The organism is Brevundimonas sp. NPDC055812, assembly GCF_053616535.1.
Window position 1 is genome coordinate 76,796 of sequence record NZ_JBSHDX010000009.1, and the last position, 20,125, is coordinate 96,920.

20 protein-coding genes and 1 tRNA gene are annotated in these 20,125 nt (G+C 69.8%); 4 read left to right on the forward strand and 17 right to left on the reverse strand.

Going from position 1 to position 20,125, the window contains the following annotated elements; translation table 11 throughout:
* Positions 1-5 precede the first annotated feature (5 nt).
* Together ACWGL1_RS14700 and ACWGL1_RS14705 are read right to left on the reverse strand one after the other, a co-directional pair.
* On the reverse strand, positions 6-278 hold the full coding sequence (locus ACWGL1_RS14700) for a hypothetical protein (RefSeq protein WP_312219428.1): 273 nt from the start codon (positions 276-278) through the stop codon (positions 6-8).
* A 173-nt stretch (positions 279-451) separates the two neighbouring features.
* A complete protein-coding gene (locus ACWGL1_RS14705) occupies positions 452-982 on the reverse strand; it encodes a hypothetical protein (RefSeq protein ID WP_346486257.1) in 531 nt (176 codons plus the stop codon).
* A 149-nt stretch (positions 983-1,131) separates the two neighbouring features.
* Between ACWGL1_RS14705 and ACWGL1_RS14710 the strand changes: the two genes are divergently transcribed.
* Together ACWGL1_RS14710 and ACWGL1_RS14715 are read left to right on the forward strand one after the other, a co-directional pair.
* A complete protein-coding gene (locus tag ACWGL1_RS14710) occupies positions 1,132-2,334 on the forward strand; it encodes a threonine ammonia-lyase (protein WP_452112398.1) in 1,203 nt (400 codons plus the stop codon).
* Entirely contained in the window at positions 2,315-2,857 is a 543-nt protein-coding gene (locus ACWGL1_RS14715; protein ID WP_338577761.1) for an FKBP-type peptidyl-prolyl cis-trans isomerase, read from the forward strand. Before ACWGL1_RS14710 ends, ACWGL1_RS14715 begins: the two co-directional genes overlap by 20 nt.
* Positions 2,858-2,868: 11 nt before the next feature.
* Here ACWGL1_RS14715 and queG read toward each other — a convergent pair whose 3' ends face one another.
* The 3 genes from queG to ACWGL1_RS14730 form a co-directional block, all read right to left on the reverse strand.
* Positions 2,869-3,984, reverse strand: coding sequence for a tRNA epoxyqueuosine(34) reductase QueG (gene queG / locus ACWGL1_RS14720; protein WP_452112399.1), 1,116 nt, complete (start codon positions 3,982-3,984; stop codon positions 2,869-2,871).
* A 25-nt stretch (positions 3,985-4,009) separates the two neighbouring features.
* Complete coding sequence (fzlA, locus tag ACWGL1_RS14725) at positions 4,010-4,696, reverse strand: FtsZ-binding protein FzlA (protein WP_312219418.1); 687 nt, start codon at positions 4,694-4,696, stop codon at positions 4,010-4,012.
* A gap of 62 nt (positions 4,697-4,758) precedes the next feature.
* Positions 4,759-5,739, reverse strand: a complete 981-nt coding sequence (locus ACWGL1_RS14730; protein ID WP_452112400.1) for a cation diffusion facilitator family transporter — start codon at positions 5,737-5,739, stop codon at positions 4,759-4,761.
* Between the two features lie 127 nt (positions 5,740-5,866).
* Here ACWGL1_RS14730 and ACWGL1_RS14735 point away from each other — a divergent pair, with 127 nt between their 5' ends.
* Positions 5,867-6,673, forward strand: a complete 807-nt coding sequence (locus ACWGL1_RS14735) for an undecaprenyl-diphosphate phosphatase (protein ID WP_338577806.1) — start codon at positions 5,867-5,869, stop codon at positions 6,671-6,673.
* Positions 6,674-6,748: 75 nt separating this feature from the next.
* Here the strand turns inward: ACWGL1_RS14735 and ACWGL1_RS14740 are convergent, their stop codons facing one another.
* The 7 genes from ACWGL1_RS14740 to ACWGL1_RS14770 form a co-directional block, all read right to left on the reverse strand.
* Positions 6,749-7,720 (reverse strand): complex I NDUFA9 subunit family protein, encoded by a 972-nt coding sequence (locus ACWGL1_RS14740; protein ID WP_291778731.1) that lies wholly within the window; start codon positions 7,718-7,720, stop codon positions 6,749-6,751.
* A gap of 130 nt (positions 7,721-7,850) precedes the next feature.
* Complete coding sequence (locus ACWGL1_RS14745) at positions 7,851-9,518, reverse strand: amidohydrolase (RefSeq protein WP_452112401.1); 1,668 nt, start codon at positions 9,516-9,518, stop codon at positions 7,851-7,853.
* Between the two features lie 230 nt (positions 9,519-9,748).
* On the reverse strand, positions 9,749-11,713 hold the full coding sequence (locus ACWGL1_RS14750; RefSeq protein ID WP_452112402.1) for a M1 family metallopeptidase: 1,965 nt from the start codon (positions 11,711-11,713) through the stop codon (positions 9,749-9,751).
* 51 nt (positions 11,714-11,764) lie between these two features.
* Positions 11,765-13,024 carry a multidrug effflux MFS transporter gene (locus ACWGL1_RS14755; protein ID WP_291778739.1) on the reverse strand — a complete coding sequence of 420 codons (1,260 nt, stop codon included), beginning with the start codon at positions 13,022-13,024 and terminating at the stop codon, positions 11,765-11,767.
* A 157-nt stretch (positions 13,025-13,181) separates the two neighbouring features.
* Positions 13,182-14,303: an HlyD family secretion protein gene (locus ACWGL1_RS14760; RefSeq protein WP_338577810.1), complete on the reverse strand. Its 1,122-nt coding sequence runs from the start codon at positions 14,301-14,303 to the stop codon at positions 13,182-13,184.
* A 13-nt stretch (positions 14,304-14,316) separates the two neighbouring features.
* A complete protein-coding gene (locus ACWGL1_RS14765; RefSeq protein ID WP_312219513.1) occupies positions 14,317-16,017 on the reverse strand; it encodes an efflux MFS transporter permease in 1,701 nt (566 codons plus the stop codon).
* Positions 16,014-16,574: a TetR/AcrR family transcriptional regulator gene (locus tag ACWGL1_RS14770; RefSeq protein WP_452112403.1), complete on the reverse strand. Its 561-nt coding sequence runs from the start codon at positions 16,572-16,574 to the stop codon at positions 16,014-16,016. Before ACWGL1_RS14770 ends, ACWGL1_RS14765 begins: the two co-directional genes overlap by 4 nt.
* 146 nt (positions 16,575-16,720) lie before the next feature.
* Between ACWGL1_RS14770 and ACWGL1_RS14775 the strand changes: the two genes are divergently transcribed.
* Positions 16,721-16,945, forward strand: coding sequence for a hypothetical protein (locus tag ACWGL1_RS14775; RefSeq protein ID WP_452112404.1), 225 nt, complete (start codon positions 16,721-16,723; stop codon positions 16,943-16,945).
* Between the two features lie 25 nt (positions 16,946-16,970).
* Here the strand turns inward: ACWGL1_RS14775 and ACWGL1_RS14780 are convergent.
* From ACWGL1_RS14780 to ACWGL1_RS14800, 5 genes are all read right to left on the reverse strand, one after another.
* Positions 16,971-17,055 (reverse strand) — tRNA-Leu (locus tag ACWGL1_RS14780).
* Positions 17,056-17,144: 89 nt separating this feature from the next.
* Positions 17,145-18,152: a fumarylacetoacetate hydrolase family protein gene (locus tag ACWGL1_RS14785; protein ID WP_452112405.1), complete on the reverse strand. Its 1,008-nt coding sequence runs from the start codon at positions 18,150-18,152 to the stop codon at positions 17,145-17,147.
* 75 nt (positions 18,153-18,227) lie between these two features.
* Entirely contained in the window at positions 18,228-18,515 is a 288-nt protein-coding gene (locus ACWGL1_RS14790) for a hypothetical protein (RefSeq protein WP_291778756.1), read from the reverse strand.
* The gene (locus ACWGL1_RS14795) at positions 18,506-18,979 is read right to left on the reverse strand and encodes a methyltransferase family protein (RefSeq protein ID WP_452112406.1); all 474 of its coding nucleotides are present in this window, start codon (positions 18,977-18,979) and stop codon (positions 18,506-18,508) included. Before ACWGL1_RS14795 ends, ACWGL1_RS14790 begins: the two co-directional genes overlap by 10 nt.
* Positions 18,976-20,076 carry an isoaspartyl peptidase/L-asparaginase family protein gene (locus ACWGL1_RS14800; protein WP_452112407.1) on the reverse strand — a complete coding sequence of 367 codons (1,101 nt, stop codon included), beginning with the start codon at positions 20,074-20,076 and terminating at the stop codon, positions 18,976-18,978. The genes ACWGL1_RS14795 and ACWGL1_RS14800 overlap by 4 nt, the downstream gene beginning before the upstream one ends.
* Positions 20,077-20,125 lie beyond the last annotated feature (49 nt).

Consider the following 20,125-nt stretch of genomic DNA (forward strand, 5'->3'; position numbering starts at 1 on the left):
GGGGCTTAGGGCGCGGTCGGCGCCGTCAGCGGAGCCGCTCCGCCTTCGACCGGCGCGGAGGTTGCGGCCGGAGCTTCGACCGTCTTGTCGAACAGCAACGGCCCCATGGCGAAGGCCGCGACGGCGGCGCCCGCCGACAACGCCAGCACGGCCACCACCCCATAGGCGATCAGCGAACGCGACCGACGACGGCGAAAACCGCCCGGCCGCACGTTGCGCACCAGCACATAGGGGCGGTTCGTGAAGGCTTCGGAGCCGATGATGTTGTGCTGGGACAAGAAGACGCTCCCGACTTTCCTTGAACGGAGCGGCTCACAGAGCGGCTTCTTGGGGCCAAAGGATGGCGAACGCCGGTCAAACGACGACGGCCGCGCGAGGAACGCGGCCGTCGAAAAAGGCTCAGCTAACGGCTCAGTTTATGGCTACGCTAACGGCTCAGCCGGGGCGGGTTTCAGCCGCCGAGCGTCACATTGACCGCCCGGCCGCCGCGCGTCTGGACCCGGCGCATCAACACCATGACGTCGTCGTCGGCCTTGACCGGGGCGATCAGGAACCAGCTTCCGTCCGGCAGGTTCGAGAAGCGGAAGCCGCCCTCGGCGCACGGCTCGGCCCGCTCGAAGGACCGGTAGTCCGCGCCCTGTTCGCCCGCCGAACGCGCGCGCACCACGGCGGCCGGGACGGCGGCGCGGTCCGAGGCGCCGTACAGGCGATCGATCCGGGCGCGGGTGTAGCGGGTGTCCGGGATCAGGCCGACGTTGCCGGCGCACTGGAAGGCGCGGCCGTCCTGGACGAAGGCCACGCGGCCCTCGATCGAGGCCTGACCCGCACGGGCGGACCAGGCGAAGTCGTCGGCGTTGAAGACGGCCGGTCCGACGGCCGCGCCGCCCATGGGCGTGGTGGCGCAGGCGGACAGGGCCAGCCCGCCGAGGGCGACGGCGACAAGGCTCTTGAAGGGGACGGGCGAGCGCGAGGAGGTGGTCATGAGGGCGGCTCCCGGTTTCAGTTCAGGCGTCGACCCGGCATGACCTTGGGGGACGGGGCGAGTCAAGGTTGCTCGCCGTCTCGTGCTGCTCCACAAGAGGACCGTAGACCGGACGAAAGAGGCCGGCCGCAAACAAAATCAGGGACTTCATGACCGTCACCATCGACGACATCCGCGCGGCGCAAAAACGCATCGCCGGCCAGGTCGACCGCACGCCCGTCCGCTATTCCCGCCGCCTGTCGCAACTGACCGGCGCCGAGATCTGGATCAAGTTCGACAATCTGCACTTCACCGGCAGCTTCAAGGAGCGCGGCGCCCTGAACCGGCTGCTGCAGCTGACGCCGGACGAGAAGAAGCGCGGCGTCGTCGCCGCCTCGGCGGGCAACCACGCCCAGGCCCTGGCCTATCACGGCGGCCGTCTGGGCGTGCCCGTGACCATCGTCATGCCCGAGGGCACCCCCTTCGTGAAGGTGGACGGCACCCGGGCCCACGGCGCCAATGTCGTCATCCACGGCCTCGACTTCTCGGGCTCGACCGAGGAGGCCAGGCGGCTTCAGGCCGAGCACGGCTATGTCTTCGTCTCGGCCTTCGACGACGAGGGCATCGTCGCGGGGCAGGGGGTCTGCGGCCTGGAGTTTCTGGAGGACGCGCCGGACCTCGACGCCCTGATCATCCCCATCGGCGGCGGCGGACTGATCGCCGGCAGCGCCATCGCCGCCAAGGCGGTCAAGCCGGACATCAAGGTCTTCGGCGTCGAGGCGGCGCGCTATCCGTCCTTCACCGCGCGCCGTCGTGGCGAACCGGCCCAATGCAGCGGCCAGACCATCGCCGAGGGCATCGCCATCAAGGCGGTGGGGGAAATCCCCTTCGCTCTTGCTGACGCGCTGGTCGACGAGGTCTTCGTCTGCGAAGAGGCCGATTTCGAAAAGGGCGTGGCCCTGCTGGCGACGCTGGAGAAGACGGTGGCCGAGGGCGCCGGGGCCGGCGGTCTGGCCGCCATCCTGGCCAACCCGGAACGCTTCAAGGGCATGAAGATCGGCGTCGAGCTGACCGGCGGCAACATCGACGCCCGGATGCTGGCGGTGGTGCTGAACCGCGAAATGGTCCGCGAAAAGCGGTTGATCGTCTATCGCATCCTGGGCGATGACCGTCCCGGCATGCTGTCGGCGATGGCCGCCGTCATCGGCGGTCTGGGCGGCAACATCATCGACGTGGTGCACAACCGGCTGGCGCTGGACGTGCCCGCCAAGGGGGCCGAGTTCGACATCATGGTCGAGACCCGCGACTCCCGTCATGCCGAGGAGATCGGCGCCGCCTTGAAGGACCAGGGTTATGAACTTCGCATGGGCTAAGCGCCCCCTCGGCGCCGCCCTGGCCGCGTCCGCCCTTCTGGCCCTGGCCGCCTGCGGCCGCCCGGCCGCCGCGCCCGAAGACCTGGCCAAGAACGCCGCCGAAGCCGCCGCCTTCATGAAACAGAACGCGACGGAGGAGGGGGTCCAGACCCTGCCTTCCGGTCTGCAGTACAAGGTCGTGGCTTCCGGCCCGGCGGGCGGCGTCAGTCCGGATCGCAACGATCTGGTCAAGGTCGACTATGAAGGCACGCTGACCGACGGCACGGTGTTCGACAGTTCGTTCAAGCGAGGCGCGCCCGCCGTCTTCTCGCCCGAGGGCGTGGTGCCCGGCTGGACCGAGGCCCTGCAGATGATGAAGCCCGGCGACGAGTGGATTCTCTTCCTGCCGCCGGAGCTGGGCTACGGCGAGCAGGGCGGCCCGCCGATGATCCCGGGCAACGCCGTGCTGGTGTTCCGGTTGAAGCTGCTGGACGTGGCCCCGGTGCCCGGCGGCGGCCGCGGCGTGGGCCAGGCCGCCGTCTAATCCCTTCTCCCTCAAGGGGAGAAGGACCATTCCTGCCTGACCTCTTCATCCGCCTCATCCGCCAGCCGCTCGGCGCGTTCGGCCTCGAACCGCTCCGGCGATAGCTGCGACAGCGCCCAGACCGCCGCCCCGCGCACCACGGGCGCAGGGTCGTCCAGCAGCCGCTCGACCGCTTCGATCAACGCCGGCTCGCTCGAGTTCCCCGCCGCATACAGCACGTTGCGAATGAACCGATCGCGGCCGATTCGCTTGACCGAGCTCTTGGTGAACAGGGCGCGGAAGGCGGGGTCGTCCAGCGCCAGCAGGTCCGCCAACGGCGGCGACTTCAGCGCGTCGCGCGCGTGCAGCCGCGCCTCCGACGCGCCCTGCGCGAACTTGTTCCAGGGGCAGGCGGCCAGACAGTCGTCGCAGCCGTAGATGCGGTTGCCCGTCGCGGCGCGGAACTCGCGCGGCCAGGCGCCCGCATATTCGATGGTCAGATAGGACAGGCACCGCCGGGCGTCGATCTGAAACGGCGCCGGAAAGGCCTGCGTCGGGCAGGCGTCCAGACAGGCGGTGCAGCGGCCGCAGTGCTCGACCTCGGCTTCGTCCGGCTCGATCTCGGCGGCGGTCAGGATCACGCCCAGGAACAGCCAGTTGCCGTGGGTGCGGCTCAAGAGGTTGGTGTGCTTGCCCTGCCAGCCCAGGCCCGCCCGCTGGGCCAGCGGCTTCTCCATCAGGGGGGCGGTGTCGACGAAGACCTTGACCTCCTGGCCCAGCCGCGCGGCGATCTGACCGGCCAGGATCTTCAGCCGCCCCTTGATGACCTCATGATAGTCGTCGCCGCGCGCATAGACGGAGATATAGCCCGCTGACGTTATCTCCAGCTCGGGCCGGGGGTCTTCGTCGGGGCCGTAGTTCATGCCCAGAACGATGGCCGTCTTCGCCCCGTCCCACATGGCGGTGGGGTGGGCGCGGCGCTCCAGCGTCGTCTCCATCCAGCCCATGTCGCCGTGGCGGCCCGCATCGACGAAATGGGCCAGCTTCTCGCCCGCGCTCCACGGATCGCCGGCCGAGGCGAAGCGGCACACGCCGAAACCCAGGTCGGCGGCGCGCTGTCGGATGAAGATGCGGGGATCGGCCGCCATGAGGGCGCTTTAGCTCCCGTTGACCTCAGAAGTCGAGGTCGGCGTACCAGGGCGCAGGCTGCACGCCGGGGAAGCGATCGCCGAGAAGAGGGCGGAAACAGGGGCGGGACTTCAGCTTGGAATACCACAGCTTCAGCGACGGCCAGGAGGCCCAGGCGACCTCGCCGAAATAGTCGAGCACGGACAGATGGCCCGCCGCGATCAGATCGGCCTGGCTGAGACGACGTCCGGCCAGCCATTCACGCCCGGCCGCCAGAGGCTCCAGCGTCGACAGATGGCTTTTGAGCGCCTCGCGGCCTTCCCGCAGCATCCGGGCGTCGGGCGACCCCAGCCGCAGCAGGGGCTTCTCCATCCGTTCATGCAGCAGAACGGCGTCGACCTCATCTGTGAAACGGCGGCTGAACCAGGTGGCCAGGCGGCGCGCCTCGGCGCGCTCGGCCGGGTCGGACGGCAGCAGGAAGTCGCCCTTGGTGCGGTCCTCCAGCCAGCCCAGGATGGCGTCCAGTTCGCACAGGACCAGCGGACGGTTCTTCTCCGTCACGGTCAGCACCGGCGGCATTCCCGACGGATTCATCTCGAACAGGGGGCAGTCGTCCTCCCATGGGCGGACGGCTTCTTCGCTATAGGCCGTCTTGGCCTCGCCCAGCGCCAGCCGCGCCGTGCGCGACGCGGGATGATAGGCGAAATGATAGAGGACGGCGGGCGTGGACATCGTCCGCCTTCATGCGCCCGCGCGCGTTAAGGCTCCGTTTACCGCGCGCGATTGTCGCAGGCTCAGGACCAGGGGCCCATACGCGACGAGGGCGCGTCCGGCGCGACCGGTTCCGACGCCGTCGGGCGGGCGGGGGCGAAGGCGCCGCCGTGCGGTTCGGCGGCTCCGCGCGGGTCGGCGTGGATCAGGATGTCGGCGTGGGGAAAGGCCTTCAGCACCCGCTTCTCGGCGTCCAGGAGGATGTCGTGCGCGGCCTTGAGGCTGAGCTCGGGGTCCAGGTCGACATGCATCTGCACCATCAGGGCCTGGCCGGCCATGCGGGTGCGAAGCTGGTGGACGTTGGCGATGCGGGCGTCCTCGGTCACGGCGGCGACGATGGCGGCGCGATCCTCGTCCGAGGCGGCCTGGTCCAGCAGATGGCCGGCGGCGTCCTTCAGCAGGCTGACCGCGCCCCAGGCCAGCCAGACGGCGACCACCAGACCGGCCGCCGCGTCCAGTCCCGGCGCCTTGAGGAAGGCGCCCGAGATCACCCCGATCAGCACCACCACATTGGCGGCCAGGTCGGCGGCGTAGTGGGCGCGGTCGCCCGCCACGGCCAGGGAGCCGGTCTTCTTCATCGCCTGGGTCTGCATCCACACCAGGCCCGCCGTGACGGCGATGGACAGGACGACCACCCCGACGGCCCAGCCGCCGGCGGTCACCGGGCGCGGATCGAAGATGCGCTGAGTCGCTTCCCAGCCGATGAAGACGCCGGAGGCCAGCACCATGCCCGACTGCACCAGCGAGGCCAGGCCTTCGGCTTTGCCGTGGCCGTAGCGATGCTCGTCGTCGGGCGGGGCGGCGGCCCAGCGCACGGCGAAGAAGGTCGCCAGCGACGCCACCAGGTCCAGGGCCGAATCCGCCAGGCTGGCCAGGATGGAGACCGAGCCGGACGCCCCCAGGGCGAAGGCCTTCATAATGATCAGCAGGACCGCCGTCGCCACCGACAAGGTGGTGATCCGGCGGGTGGTCTCATGGGCGGCGTCGAGAGGAGAGGCGGACATTTCCTCGCCCTTGTCGCCCAAAACAGCGCCCGCGCCAATGGCGGCGGCGGAGGCGGGGCGCTAAGGAGAGGCGGACGGGAGGCCGCAGGCTGCGGCGCGCCCGACAAAGAGACCGAGCGGAGCATTCATGGCGGACTGGCTGACGGCGATCCTTCTGGGTCTGGTTGAGGGATTGACCGAGTTCATTCCGGTGTCCTCCACCGGTCACCTGCTGCTGCTGGGGCATTTCCTCGGTTTTGAAAGCACCGGCAAGACGTTCGAGATCGTCATCCAGCTGGGCGCTCTGCTGGCCATCATCAGCGTCTATTTCAAGCGGCTGTGGACGCTGGCGACGCGCTGGCCCTTCGATCCGGAGGCGCGGCGCTTCCTGATCGGCCTGCTGGTCGCCTTCCTTCCCGCCGTGGTGATCGGCTTCCTGGCCTATGGCTTCATCAAGACGGTGCTGTTCGAGACGCCGTTGGTGATCTGCATCGCCCTCATCGTCGGCGGGGTGCTGCTGCTGTGGCTGGACCGGATGAACAAGATTCCGACCTATCTGGATGCGGACCGCTATCCGTTCCGAGTCTATTTCCTGATTGGCCTGTTCCAGTGCCTGGCCATGATTCCCGGCGTCTCGCGTTCGGGCGCCACCATCGCCGGCGGCTTGCTGCTGGGCACGGACAAGCGGTCGGCCGCCGAGTTCAGCTTCTTCCTGGCCCTGCCGACCATGGGGGCGGCGGTGGCCTACGACCTGTTCAAGAACCGCAACGTGCTGGACTTCAGCGACGTCGGCCTGATCGCCATCGGCTTCATCGCCGCCTTCATCTCGGCCCTGGCCGTGGTGCGCTTCCTGCTCGACTTCGTGTCCAAGCGCGGCTTCGGCCCCTTCGCCTGGTGGCGGATCGTGGTCGGCGTCGTCGGCATCATCGGCTTGGGCGTGACGGGCGCGCTGTAACGCCGTCGCACAGCGCGCAGCAAAAACCCCTCGGGACGCCGGTCTCGGGGGGTTTTTCTTGAGCCGTCGTTGAGATCAGGCGGCGGGGCTCTCGGCGTACTGGCCGCCGTTGCGGTAGCGCCACAGATAGGCCGGCGCGATGGCTTCCAGGCCAGAGGGTTCGACTCCTAGATCGGCCAGGCCCTTGGCGCCCGGCGTCACGACATTGTCCGTCTCTAGCAGCACGACCTGATCCCTGGTCAGGGCCGGACGCAGTCCGATCATGGCCGGGATCTGGGCCAGGGAGCCGATCAGACGCGCGACCGGGAAGGGCAGGGGCAGCAGGATGTTGCGGCGGTTGGTCTCGCGCAGGATGAACTTCAGGATGTCCTCGAAGGTCCAGACCGACGGGCCGCCCAGCTCATAGGTCTCGCCTTGGGCCTCGGGGGCGACGGTCGCGCGGGCGATCGCTTCGGCGGCGTCGGCGACATAGACCGGCTGGAACCTGGTCTGTCCCCCGCCGATCAGCGGCAGGACCGGCGACCAGGTCGCCATGGCGGCGAAGCGGTTCAGGAATTGGTCGCCCGAACCGAAGACGATCGACGGGCGCACGACTGCCGCGCCGGGGAAGGCGGCGCGCACGGCGGCCTCGGCCTCGCCCTTGGTGCGGGCGTAGTCGGCCTTGCCGTTGGCGTCGGCTCCCAGGGCCGAGATGTGGGTCAGACGCTTGGCGCCCGCCGCCCTGGCCGCCTCGGCGACATTGGTCGCGCCCTCGACGTGCAGGGTCTGGAACTTGCGGCCGCCGGTTTCGAACAGGATGCCGACCAGGTTGATCACGGCGTCGGCGCCGCGCACGGCCTCGGCCACCGCAGCCTTGTCGGTGATGTCGCAGCGCACGACCTGAACCTGGCCGACGTCGCCGGCCATGTGCAGCATGGGCGCGCTCTTGGCGTTGCGCGCGGCGACGCGCACGCGCCAGCCGCGACGGGCCAGGGCGCGCACCACCTGGGTTCCGATAAAGCCCGAGCCTCCGAACACGGTGACCAGACCGGGGGCGAAATCAGCCATCTCAGACGCTCCAACGCCAAGCCCCGGCCGCAACCGACGGCCGGAGACGAAATCCTATGCGCGGGGCTTAACCGAAGCGGCCCCCGCCCGCAACGAGAAGGGGCGGGATTCCGTCTGATCCGTCCGCCTCTCAGTCGGCCTGATGCACGATCCGCCCGTCGACCACCGTCAGCACGGCCTGGCCCTTGGAAATGTCGGCGGCGGGCACGGTCATCAGGTCGATGTCGAAGGCGGTGAAGTCGCCGCGCTTGCCCACCTCGATCGTGCCCAGCTCATTCTCGCGGAAGCTGGCGTAGGCGGGCCACAGGGTGAACATCTTCAGCGCCGTCGCCCGGTCCACCGCCTCGTCCGGCCGCCAGTCCGGCCCCTGAAAGCCGTTCAGGTCGCGGCGCGCCACGGCGGCGTAGAACTCGATTAGCGGGTCGCCCCGCTCGACCGGCGCGTCCGAACCGCCGACCACGATCACCCCGCGATCCACCAGCGTATGCCAGGCGTAGGCGCCGTCCAGCCGGGCGTCGCCCAGGCGGTCGGCGGCGAAATGCAGGTCGCCGATGGCGTGGCTGGGCTGCATGGAGGCGATGATCGGCAGGTCGTTGAAATAGTGATAGTCGCGCGGCCGGATGATCTGGGCGTGCTCGATGCGCCAGCGCGGATCGGCCAGCTTCCACTCGGACTTGGGCACGGAACGCAGCGCCTCTTCATACCAGGCGGCGACGTCGTGGTTGCCCTGGTCGCCGATGGCGTGGGTGGCGATCTGGATTCCGGCGCGCAGCGCCTCCTGATAGAGCGGCATGACCTCTTCGCGCGACGCCAGCATCAGGCCGGACGTCTCGGGCCGGTCGGAATAGGGCTCGAACAGCTTGGCCCCGCGCGAGCCGAGGGCGCCGTCGGCGTAGAATTTGATCGCGCGGGTGATGATCCGCCCGTCGCCCGCGTCACGCGGCCCGCCCGCCATCAGGGCGCGCGCGTCGCCCATGTCGATGCTGTTGTAGACCCGCAAGGGCGCCTCGCCCTCGCGCGCCATCTGCTCCAGCAGGGGCACGTCCTTCCACGGCGCGCTCATGAAATGGACGCCGGTCCAGCCATAGCGGGCGTAGACGCCGAACCCGGCGCGATAGGCCTCGCGCGTCGCCGCCGCATCCGCCTCGGGGGCTAGGCCTTCGAGCAGTGCCATGGCCCCGTCGACCAGAAGGCCGGTCGGCTGGCCGTCCGCATCCTTGAGAATCTCGCCGCCCGAGGGGGTCGGCGTCGTCGCATCGATCCCGGCCGCCGTCAGGGCGGCGCTGGACGCCGCCCGCGCATGGCCGTCGGCCCGGCTCAGCACCACCACCCGTCCCGGCGCGGCGGCGTCCAGATCGGCGGCGGTCAGGAAGCGCTTCTCGGGCCAGTGGGTCTCGATCCAGCCGCGCCCGACGATGACGCCCTCGGGGTGGGCCTCGGCCCAGGCGCTGAGTTTCTGCATGGCTTCGGCGACCGAGGCCGAACCTTCCAGATTCAGCGTCATCTCGCGCCAGCCGATGCCGTCCAGGTGGGCGTGGCCGTCGGTGAAGCCGGGGAAGAGGGTCGCCCCCTTCAGGTCCACGACCTCCAGCCCCTCGGCCGACGGCGCCGCGTCCGCCGCCCCGACATAGGCGATGCGTCCGTCGCGCACGACCACGACCTCGGCGGTCGGCCGGGCCTCAACGCCGGTATGGATGGTCCCGCCCCGGATCAACAGGTTCTGGGCGTAGGCCGCAGGCGCGGCCGCCAGCATCAGCGCGGCCGCCAGCGGCAGGGTCGTCTTCACGGTTCGGATCATCAGCGCCTCCAGTCGCGGCGCAGGGGAGCCTCAGCCGGGCTTGTCGTCAAGCTTGCTCCTCTCCCTCCGTCATCCTCCGACAAGCCGCGAAGCGGCGCTGATCGGGGGACCCAGCGCGCGTGAGCGCGAAAGACGCCGCCGCGGCGCTTGCAGCAAGATCGCCTTCGGCGCCGCTGGGTCCCCCGGTCTCCGCTGCGCTTCGCCGGAGGATGACGAAAGCGGAGGGGCGACTACGGCCGCCCCACCACCTGATCGACGGAGTTCGAGGTGACCGGGTGATACAGCGGTCGCGCCTCGGCGTAGATGCGCGTGGCGATGGGGCGGCCCCAGTCGCCTTCGGCCCACAGAGTCTGGAACAGCGGCAGGACGAATTTGCGTCGGCCCTGGCTGGTCAGGAAGCGCTCGGCCGTGGCCACCGCGGGCTCGTAGCGGTTGGCCAGGGCCGCCTGCAGCCAGGCGAAGGTCAGTTCGGCGTTGCCTTCGCTGTCCAGCTTCAACGTGCTTTCCAGATCGGCCAGCTGCGCCGGGGTCAGCCAGTCGGCGCCCGCCGCCAGGCCTTGCGGCCGCCACGACAGGAAGCGCAGGCGCTGCTGGGTGTTCCAGTCCTTCCACGGCGCAGCCGAGGCGGGGCCCTTGGCGACGTAGAAGGCCTCGGCGGCCGCATCCACGGCTTCGAAGGCGTGCGACACCGGCGCCTGGGCGTTGGACGGCAGGCCCGGCTGATAGATCCAGTTCTCCAACTGCAGCTCCGCCTCCAGCGCCGCGTCGCCCTTGACCAGATTCTCGCGGATGTCCTTCAGGAAGCCGACGTCGGTCATCGGCTGGAAGGCGTGACGGTCGAAATAGCCGCGCAGCCAGGCGTCGAACCGCTCGCGCCCGACGATGCGCTCGATGGTGCGCAGGAAGGCGGCGCCCTTGTCATAGGGGATGCCCGACAGGCCGTCGTCGGGGTCGCGTCCGGTCAGGTCCAGATGCAGGCGGGTGTCGCCCGGATCGGTGACGGCGATCTCGGCGACCAGATCGTTCCAGGCCAGGGCCTGTTCCTGCAGGGCGCGCTCGCGGCCGTAGAGCGCCTCCATGATGCGGTTCTCGAAATAGGTGGTCGTGCCCTCGTTCAGCCAGATGTCGGCCCAGGTGGCGTTGGTCACCAGATTGCCGGACCAGGAGTGGGCCAGTTCGTGCGCCACCAGCGACACCAGCGACCGGTCGCCGGCGATGATGGTGGGCGTGGCGAAGGTCAGGCGCGGGTTCTCCATCCCGCCGAAGGGGAAGCTGGGCGGCAGGACCAGCAGATCATAGCGGCCCCAGCGATAGGGGCCGTACAGCGCCTCGGCCGCATCGACCATCTGGGCGGTCGGCTCCAGCTCCCATTGGGCGGGCTTCAACCGGCTTGGCTCGGTCCACACCCCGGTGCGTTCATCGAAGGGGGCGAAGGCGAGGTCGCCCGCGCCGATGGCGATCAGATAGGGCGGGATGGGCTGATCCAGCTTGAAGCGCCAGGCCCTGGTTCCGGCGCCGGCCGCCTCGCCCTGCGGGGTCAGCTGCTCGGCTGACATGACCACGGTCAGATCGGCGGGGGCGACGATACGGGCGCTGTAGGTCTGACGGATGCCGGGGCTGTCCTGGGTCGGAATCCAGGTGCGGGTCAGGATCGCCTGGCCCTGGCTGAACAGATAGGATTTCTGGCCGCCCGCCGTCTGCTGCGGGCTCAGCCACTGCAGGGCCGAGGCGTCGGGGCGGGTGGCGTAGGCGACGACGATCTTCTGCGTCTCGCCGCCCTGGAAGGCCGGGACGCGCACGCTCAGGGGCTGGCCCTTGATCGGATCGGCGGCGCCCAGGCTCCAGTCCAGCGGGCGGCCTTCAGCGTCGGTCACGCCCTTGATGTCCAGCATCTTGGCGTCCAGCACCACCTCGGTCGCGCCGGGGCGGCCGGTCACGTCCAGCGTCGCCGTGCCCGTCAGGGTCTTGGCCGCGAAGTCGGCGGCCAGGTCCAGATCGACGTGCGTCACCCGCGCCTCGGTGGGCCGGGCCCAGGAGTGCGGGTCGTTGACGTAAGCCGTCGCCTGGGCCGACGCGGCCGGGACCAGGGGCGACATCGGCGTCGTGTCTCCGGTCGTGGCGCAGGCGCCCAGGGACGTGGCGAGGGCGGCGGCTATAGCGAGGGCGGAAACCCGCCCGACCAGCTTCAGGGTCATCGAACGCTCCGTATCAGATGCGCCCGAAAAGGCTCCCTTGCGCCCGAAAGATCAAGCCTTTGCTGCGGTCGGCGGCAGGTGATGGGCCTTGAACAGCCGCCCCTTCTCGGCCGCCAGAACCAGCGCCAACGCCGCGACGCCCAGCAGGACGAAGCCCACGGTCATCGGCACGGTGGTGCCGTCGAACTGCTGACCGATGGCGAAGCCCAGCAGGGCCCCGCCGATCGAGGAGATGAAGCCCTGGGCCGAGGAGGCCGTGCCCGCGATATGGCCCATCGGCTCCATGGCCATGGCGCCGAAATTGCCGGCGATGAAGCCGAAGCAGAACATCTTACAGGCCTGCAGGGCCGCGAACACCCACAGGCTGTCGTGTCCGGTCCAGGCGATCAGGGCGTGCAGGGCGCTGAAGCCGATGAAGCCGAACAGGGCCGTGTGGGCGATCAGGCGCGAACCCAGCTTCTCGACCAGGCGCGCGTTGAGGACGGAAGCCACGGCGATGCCCGCAGCCACCAGGGCGAAGACGACGGGGAACAGGCCCGGCGCCTTGAACACGTCGAAGAATATCTGCTGCGAGGAGTTGATGAAGCCGAACAGCGCCCCGCTGATAACGGTCATGGCCAGGGCGTAGCCCATGCCGATCCTGTTGCTGAGGGCGAAGCGGAAAGCCCCGGCGATGCGGACCATGTCGATCGGCATCCGGTCTTCGGGGTGCAGGGTCTCGGGCAGGCGCAGGCCCGCCCAGATCAGGAAGGCGCCGCCCGACAGGGCGAAGACGCCGAAGATCCACGGCCAGGGCGCGACCAGCATGATCGTCTGGCCCACGGCGGGCGCCAGGATGGGCACGCCCAGGAAGACCAGGAAGCTCAGCGACATGACCCGCGCCATCGTCCGCCCGGCATAGCGGTCGCGCACGATCGAGACGGCCAGCACCCGCGTCGCCGCCGCCCCGATCCCCATGCCGATCCGCGACAGGATCAGCATGTCGAAGGTGTGGGCGAAGGCGGCCAGAACGCTGAAGACGACATAGACGGCGATGCCCGTGAACAGCACAGGCCGGCGTCCATAACGGTCCGACAGCGGGCCGTAGAACAGCTGCGCCACGCCGAAGCCCAGCAGATAGGCGGTGATGACCCACTGACGGCTGTTCTCATTGGCTACGCCCAGATCCTCGCCGATGTAGGGCAGGGCCGGCAGCATGGCGTCGATCGCCAGGGCGTTCAGCGCCATCATCACGGCGATCAGGCAGACGAATTCGGCGAAGCCCGGCCCCTTGGGCGGAGCCTTGATCGCGGAGGAGGGGGCGCTGGTCATCGGCTCCAGATGCGGCCTGCGACAGGCTGACGCAACCCTGCAAAGGTCAAGATTTGCGCACCGCAACAATAAGTCAGGCGGCGGGCTGCGGATTCGGGGCTGTTCGTTCCTGTCACCCGCTCATCCGGGCCGAAGTCGGGAAGAGCGGGCGGCGCCTTCAGCCCTTCACCTTGATCCGCGCCGTCACCGACATGCCCGGCGCCAGCCGCTCGGCGCCCTCCTGGCCCGGATCGACGGCGATGCGGACGGGGATGCGCTGGGCCACCTTGGTGAAGTTGCCCGTGGCGTTGTCGGGGCGGATGACGCTGAACTCGGAGCCGGTTGCGGGCGAGATGCGCTCGACCTTGCCGGTCAGGACGCGTCCGCCCAGGGCGTCGACGGTGATCTCGACCGGCTGGCCGACGCGCACGTCGCGCATCTGCGTCTCCTTCATATTGGCCGTGACCCAGACCACGTCGGGGACCAGCGCCATGAACTGCGTGCCGACCGCCGCCTGCTGGCCCTGACGCACCGTCACTTCGCCCAGGCGGCCGTCGCGCGGAGCCTCGATGCGGGTATTGTCCAGATCGATCTGCGCCAGGCGCACCTGGGCGCGGGCGTTCTCGACGGCGGCCTCCAGCGAGCCTCGATTGACCACGGCCGAGGTGACGCCGGTCTGGGCCACGTCCTCGGCGGCGTGGGCTTCGGCCAGTTGGGCTTCGGCGGCGCGCAGGGCGTTCTGGGCTGTGTCGACCTGGGCCTGGGCGACCCAGCCGCCCTCGAACAGGGCGCCAACCCGCGTCGCATCGGCGCGGGCCTTGGCTGCGGCCGACTGGGCGGCGGCGATGGCGGCGCGCGTCTGGGCGACCGATCCGCGGGCCGAAGCCTGGCTCTGGGCCGAGTTGGCCAGCGCCGCCTCGGCCGAATGCAGCGAGGCCTGCGCCTGCTCCAGCCGCTGGCGATAGATCCGGTCGTCGATCGTGGCCAGCAGCTGACCCTGCTTCACCGTCTGGAAATCCTGCACCTCGACCGAGGTCACATAGCCGCTGACCTGCGGACTGATGATGGTCACCTGACCGCGCACATAGGCGTTGTCCGTGGTCTGCGGCCCGCCCGAGAAAGGCGGCAGGCGCCAGGCGTGCAGGATCAGGCTGATCCCCACCACGGCCATGGCGATCAGGGCCACGCTCCACATCACGCGGCGGCCGCTGGACGGCGGCGGCGCGGCAGGGGTCGGCCCAGACGGAGGGGGCGCAGGGGGCGCGGCGGGAGCGGACGGCGAGGGGGCGGCGTCGGTCATGGTCTTGTCCGGTTCAATCGACGGCCGTCGCGACGGAGGCGGCGGCGTCGGAGGCTTGCGTCTGGGCCTGGCGTGCGGCGCGGCGCGCCTCCAGCTTGGGCCGATAGTGGTTCAGGGCGACCCAGGCGGCGCCGATCGCGGCGGCCCCCGAGATCAGCAGGAAGACGTCGTTGTAGGCCAGCACCTGGGCCTGCTGGCTGACCTGCTGTTGCAGCAGGCGCAGGGCCGCGCCCTGACGCTGGGCCGCGTCGCCGATCACATGGGCGTAGGCGCCGCCCAACTGCTGCAGGCGCAGCACGGTCTCGGGATCGCCCAGACTGATGCTTTCGGACAACTGGCTGGAGTGGAACTTCTCGCGCAGGGTCTGGATGGTGCCGACCAGGGCCGAGCCCATCAGTCCGCCGACGTTCTGGCCGATGGAGAACAGGACGATGAAGCTGACCATGTTCTTGCCCCCGCCCTGCAGCACCTTGCCGAAGCCCAGGATCATGGTCGGGCCGATGAAGAAGGCGGCGGCGAAGGCCAGCAGGGCCTGGCTGAAATAGAGCTGGGTCGGGCGCGTCAGCACGGTGGCGTGGCTGTCGATGAAGGCGCCGACGGCGATCATGACCAGGGCGATCGAGATCGGCTTCCACAGCTTCATCGGATTGAGGGTGAAGGCGCTGACCAGGGTCCCCGCCGCCGTGGCGATCAGCATGACCACGAACAGGCCCTGCATCTGCTGCGGGACCAGCCCCATCTGCTGCAGGAAGCCGACCGCGCCGGTCGTCTGCTCGGACAACACGATGCGCACCAACAGGATCGCCAGCAGCAGCCGCACCAGGTCGCGGCCTGCCAGCCACTTGAGGTCGATCAGCGGGTTGGTCCGGTTGTATTCGATCAGGACGGCGGCGGTCAGCAGCACGATCGCCCCGGCCAGGGCCCAGCCGATCCACGCCGCCTCGGTCCACCAGACGATGCGGCCCAGACCCAGCACGGCCGTCAGCAGGGCCACGCCCGGCGCGAACAGGGCGAAGGTGACGAAGTCCAGTTTCTCGAACACCCGCACCCGCTGCGACGGCGGCATCCTCAGGGCGAAGACGGCGGGCAGGGCGACCAGCACCAGCCCCAGCTCGAACATGTAGAAGGCCCGCCACTGATCTAGGTCCAGCAGGCGCATGACGCCCAGCCGCGCCAGGGGAATGGCCAGGCTGGACAGGCCGACGCCGATGATGATGCCTTTCAGCCGGTGCTGCGCCGGAAAGGCCTGGATGATGTAGAGGATGCCCAGGGTCGACATCCCCGCCGCCGCCATCCCGGCCACGCCGCGCACAATCAGGGTGGAGCCGTAGTCTTCCAGAAACAGATGCGCCGCCGCCGTGGCCAGGAAGACGACCAGGATGATCTCGGTGAACAGGCGCAGGCCGTATTGCATCCGGAACTTGACCAGTAGCAGGTTCATGCAGGCGTTGGTCATGACGAAGACCACGGGCAGCCATGCCGCCTCCGTCGTGGTCACGCCCAGCGCCCCGGCCAGTTGCGGCAGATCGGCCGTCACGGCGGCGTTGCCCAGACTTCCGGTCAGGGCCACCAGCACCCCGACGAAGGCGTAGGCCAGCCGCCAGGGCGTCGTATGATCGGGCGTTGCGGGCGAACCGGGCAGGACCGGCCGCTCGTGCGGCTTCAGGGTGGCGAGGAATTCCTCCCACGGCAGGTCCCAGTGACGGCGGCTCATGCGGCCTCGCCGCGCGGCCGCACCGCGTCCAGCACCAGGGCCAGGGACCGCAGGCTGAGCGCCTCGCGCGCCTTCGCCGGGGCCGTCCGCGACGGAGCGCCCAGCATCAGGGCCAGGACGCGGATATCCTCGACCGTCAGGTCCGGACGCACCCGCCCCGCCGCCTGGGACACGGCCAGGGCCTCGGCCCCGGCGGCTTTCAGGCCCTGACGGATAGGCGCCAGGGCCTCGTCCTTCAGATCGCGGATCGCGCTGGACAGGCCCGCGCTGTCCAGCATCAGCCGGGTCATCTGCTCCAGAAACCAGATGAAGACGTCCGGATCGTCCAACTGCGCGCGGGTGCGCCGCGCCAGGTCGTCGATCTGCTTCAGGAAGACCGCCAGGGCCAGCTCGGAGCGGTCGGCGAAGTTTCGATACAGGGTCGCCCGGCCGACCCCTGCCTGCTCGGCGATCTGATGCAGCGGCGCGTCCAGCCCATCACGCGCAAAAGCGGTCTCCGCCGCCAGAAGCAGCTTCTCGCGACGTTCTGCGGCGTCTTGTCGCAACGGACGGGTCATGGCGCGCTAAGTGGACACTTGTGTCCGGTTAATCAAGGGGGCCTCGCCCCTTTCAATGCGCAAGTCGCCCGCAAGCTGCGCCGCGACGGCCTGTCGAGGCGGGATCGCCATGCTACACGTCGCGTGGAAGGCCATGGAGGACGATGATGTCGGCTCGCACCTGGAAGGCCCTGACGGTCGTCGGCGCCTGCGTGATGCTGTCGGGTTGCTATTCCTGCTCGCTCAACGGCGGCTGGGAGCGGCAGATGAATCCGTTCTGCGTCGAGCGAGGCGCCCTGGTCGGCGCGGCGCCGATGTCCGTCGAGGCGTCCGCCATCCCGCCGACCGGTCGTCTGTCTGGACGGGGGACGCCGGGGAAAGCGTCGCTCTGATCCTCAAGGGGGCTTGAAAGTCAGCTGGTGCCGGTGGTCGGACTCGAACCGACACTCCTTGCGGAACCGGATTTTGAGTCCGGCGCGTCTACCAATTCCACCACACCGGCACGGCTAGGCTCAAGGCGGCGCAATCTAGCGGCGGCTGAGGTCGCGTCAATCGATGAAGCGCAGCCGCCGCCAGTTTTTATCGAGCCGCTTAGACCGGCTCCACCGTCTGTTCGATGGCGCCGAACAGGCTGTGGTTCTTTTCGTCCAGCATTTCGATGCGGACGCTGTCGCCGTGCTTGAGGAAGGGAGTCCTGGCCGCGCCGGTCTGGATGGTCTCGACCGTGCGGATCTCGGCGATGCAGCTGTAGCCCAGTCCGCCCTCGGACACCGGCTTGCCGGGGCCGCCGTCGGCGTCCTTGTTCGACACCGTGCCTGAGCCGATGACGGTTCCGGCGCCTAGGGCGCGGGTCTTGGCCAGGTGGGCGATCAGGGTCCCGAAGTCGAAGGTCATGTCGACGCCGGCGTCGGCGCGGCCGAAGTCCTGGCCGTTGACCTGAACCAGCAGGGCGCCCGACAGCTTGCCGTCCTGCCAGCGATCGCCGAGCGCGTCCGGCGTGACGAAGACCGGCGACAGTGCGCTGGCCGGCTTGGACTGGACGAAGCCGAAGCCCTTGGACAGTTCAGCCGGGATCAGGTTGCGAAGCGAGACGTCGTTGACCAGGCCGACCAGGCGGATCGCCGCCAGGGCCTCGTCGCGCGTCGCGCCCAGGGGCACGTCGCCGGTGACGACCACGATCTCGGCCTCCAGGTCGCAGCCCCAGGCCTCGTCCTTCAGCGGGATGGCGTCGCGCGGCGATAGGAAGCCGTCGGAGCCGCCCTGATACATCAGCGGATCGGCCCAGAAGCTTTCGGGCATCTCGGCGCCGCGGGCCTTACGCACCAGTTCGACGTGGTTCACATAGGCCGAGCCGTCGGCCCATTGGTAGGCGCGGGGCAGGGGGGCGGCGGCCTCATGCTCGCGGAAACGGCCGCGCGGCACGGCTTCGTGCTCCAGGCTTTCGGCCAGGGCGCGCAACTGGGGCTCGCAGCGCTCCCAGTCGTCCAGCGCCGCCTGCAGCGTCGGCGCGATCAGGAAGGCGTCCGTGAACCAGTTCAGGTCGTTCGAGACGATGACGAGGCGGCCGTCACGGCCGTGCTTGAGCGAGGCGAGTTTCATGGAGAGGAGGCTAGTCTCGGCCGAGGCGCTTGGAAAGCGGGGAGATGACGGCGCCGGCGCCGTTGCAGCTCGGAATTATTCGGGAGGGGTGATCACGGCCCGCGCTTCGGCGCCGGTGCGCTGAGCGGGGTCGCGCACCTCGACCTCGACGATGACGGCGCCCGCGGGCTCGTGCGCCCACAGGTAGCGGCGCTCGATCTCGACCGTGCGGCCGGACGGAGCCATGCCCTCATAGGCGTCGCCCCAGGGCGTGACGGCCTTCATCTCGTTCCAGCGCAGGCCGCAGGCGGCGTCCAACTCCTCGATCGCCATCTCCGACAGTTCGTCGGCGTGGGGCGCGGGCGTCTCGGGGTTCACAGCCATCGGCGGACCCTTCCTTTATAGGCCTCGTATTCGGCGCCGAAACGCGCCGACAGATACCGCTCCTCGCGGGCGATGACGAAGCGGTCGATCACGATCAGGCAGGGTAGCAGCATGGCCAGGGCGATCGGGCTGTCCATGGCCACGGCGAACCCGATGTAGGTCAGGCCGAAGCCCAGATAGATCGGGTTGCGGCTGAAGCGATAGAGGCCGCCGGTCGCCAGCGCCGTCGTCGGCTTCCACGGCTCGGGCGGGGTGCCGAGGCGACGGAAGGTCCCGGCCGCGATCCCGTCCAGCAGCAGGCCGCCGATCACCAGAACGAAGGCCAGGACGCGCCGCCATTCGACCGCCAGGCCCAGGGACGGCTCGCCGATCAGGCGGCCGATCCCGAACCCGACCAGCAGGAAGGCCAGGTAGATCAGCGGCGGGGGCGCGAGGACCCCCGCATGGTCGCTCCTGACGCTCAACGCGCGCCCTCTTCATCGCCGTAGATGGCGACGCGGGCGGGCGAGGTCGAGGAGACGGCGCCGCGATACATGCCCGAGGTGTTCATCGAGAAGGCGTGGACGCCGTCCTTGCCCATGACGATGACGCCGCCGTCGCCGCCGATGCTTCCGACCTCGGCGATCTCGGCGTCGGCGGCGGCCTGGACGGTCGCGCCCTCGGCGGTGCGGCGGCAGATGTCGCGCGCCACGGTGGCGCGGATGAAATACTCGCCCGAGCCTGTCGCCGAGACGGCGCAGCCGTCGGCGTTGGAGGCGTAGGTCCCGGCGCCGATGATCGGCACGTCGCCGACCCGGCCCCAGCGCTTGGCGGTCATGCCGCCGGTCGAGGTGGCCGCCGCCAGACGCCCCTGGCTGTCCACGGCCACGGCGCCGACGGTGCCGAACTTGCGCTCGTCCAGGGGGGCTTCATTGAGGTTGAAGGCCAGGGGCGCGGCCGGCCCCAGGCGAGCCGGTTCGGCCGGGGCGCCTTCGGGGCGCGGCGGCACGGTCTCGCCCCGATCGGTCAGGGCCTTGACCAGGGCCTGCCAGCGGCTCTCGGTGAAGAAGAAGGACGGCGCCACCTCTTCCAGGCCGACGGAACGGGCGAAGGTCTCGGCGCCCTCGCCGATCATCATGACGTGGGGCGACTTCTCCATCACGGCGCGGGCGGCGGCGATCGGATGGCGGGTGCGGGTCAGGCCGGCCACGGCCCCGGCGGTCAGGTCCGGGCCGTTCATCACGGCGGCGTCCAGCTCGTTCTTGCCCGCCGAGGTGAAGACGGCGCCGCGCCCGGCGTTGAACAGGGGGTTCTCCTCCATCACCTCGACCGCAGCCTGGACGGCGTCCAGCGACGACCCGCCGCGCGCCAGCACGGCCGAACCGGCGTCCAGCGCCGCCTGCAGTCCGGCGCGATAGGCGGCGTCGCGCTCGGGGCTCAGCTGGGCGCGTTCGATCACGCCGGCGCCGCCGTGGATGGCCAGCGACCACTGCGGCGCTTCTTGAGCCCCCGGAATCTGAGCAAGGGCTGGCGCGGCCAGCAGGGCGGCGGCCGCAGCGGCGGCGAAGGCGATGGATTTCATTTCAAGCTCCCCATTGTTCTTTTCCTCCCCTTTGCCGGGAGGCGGATCG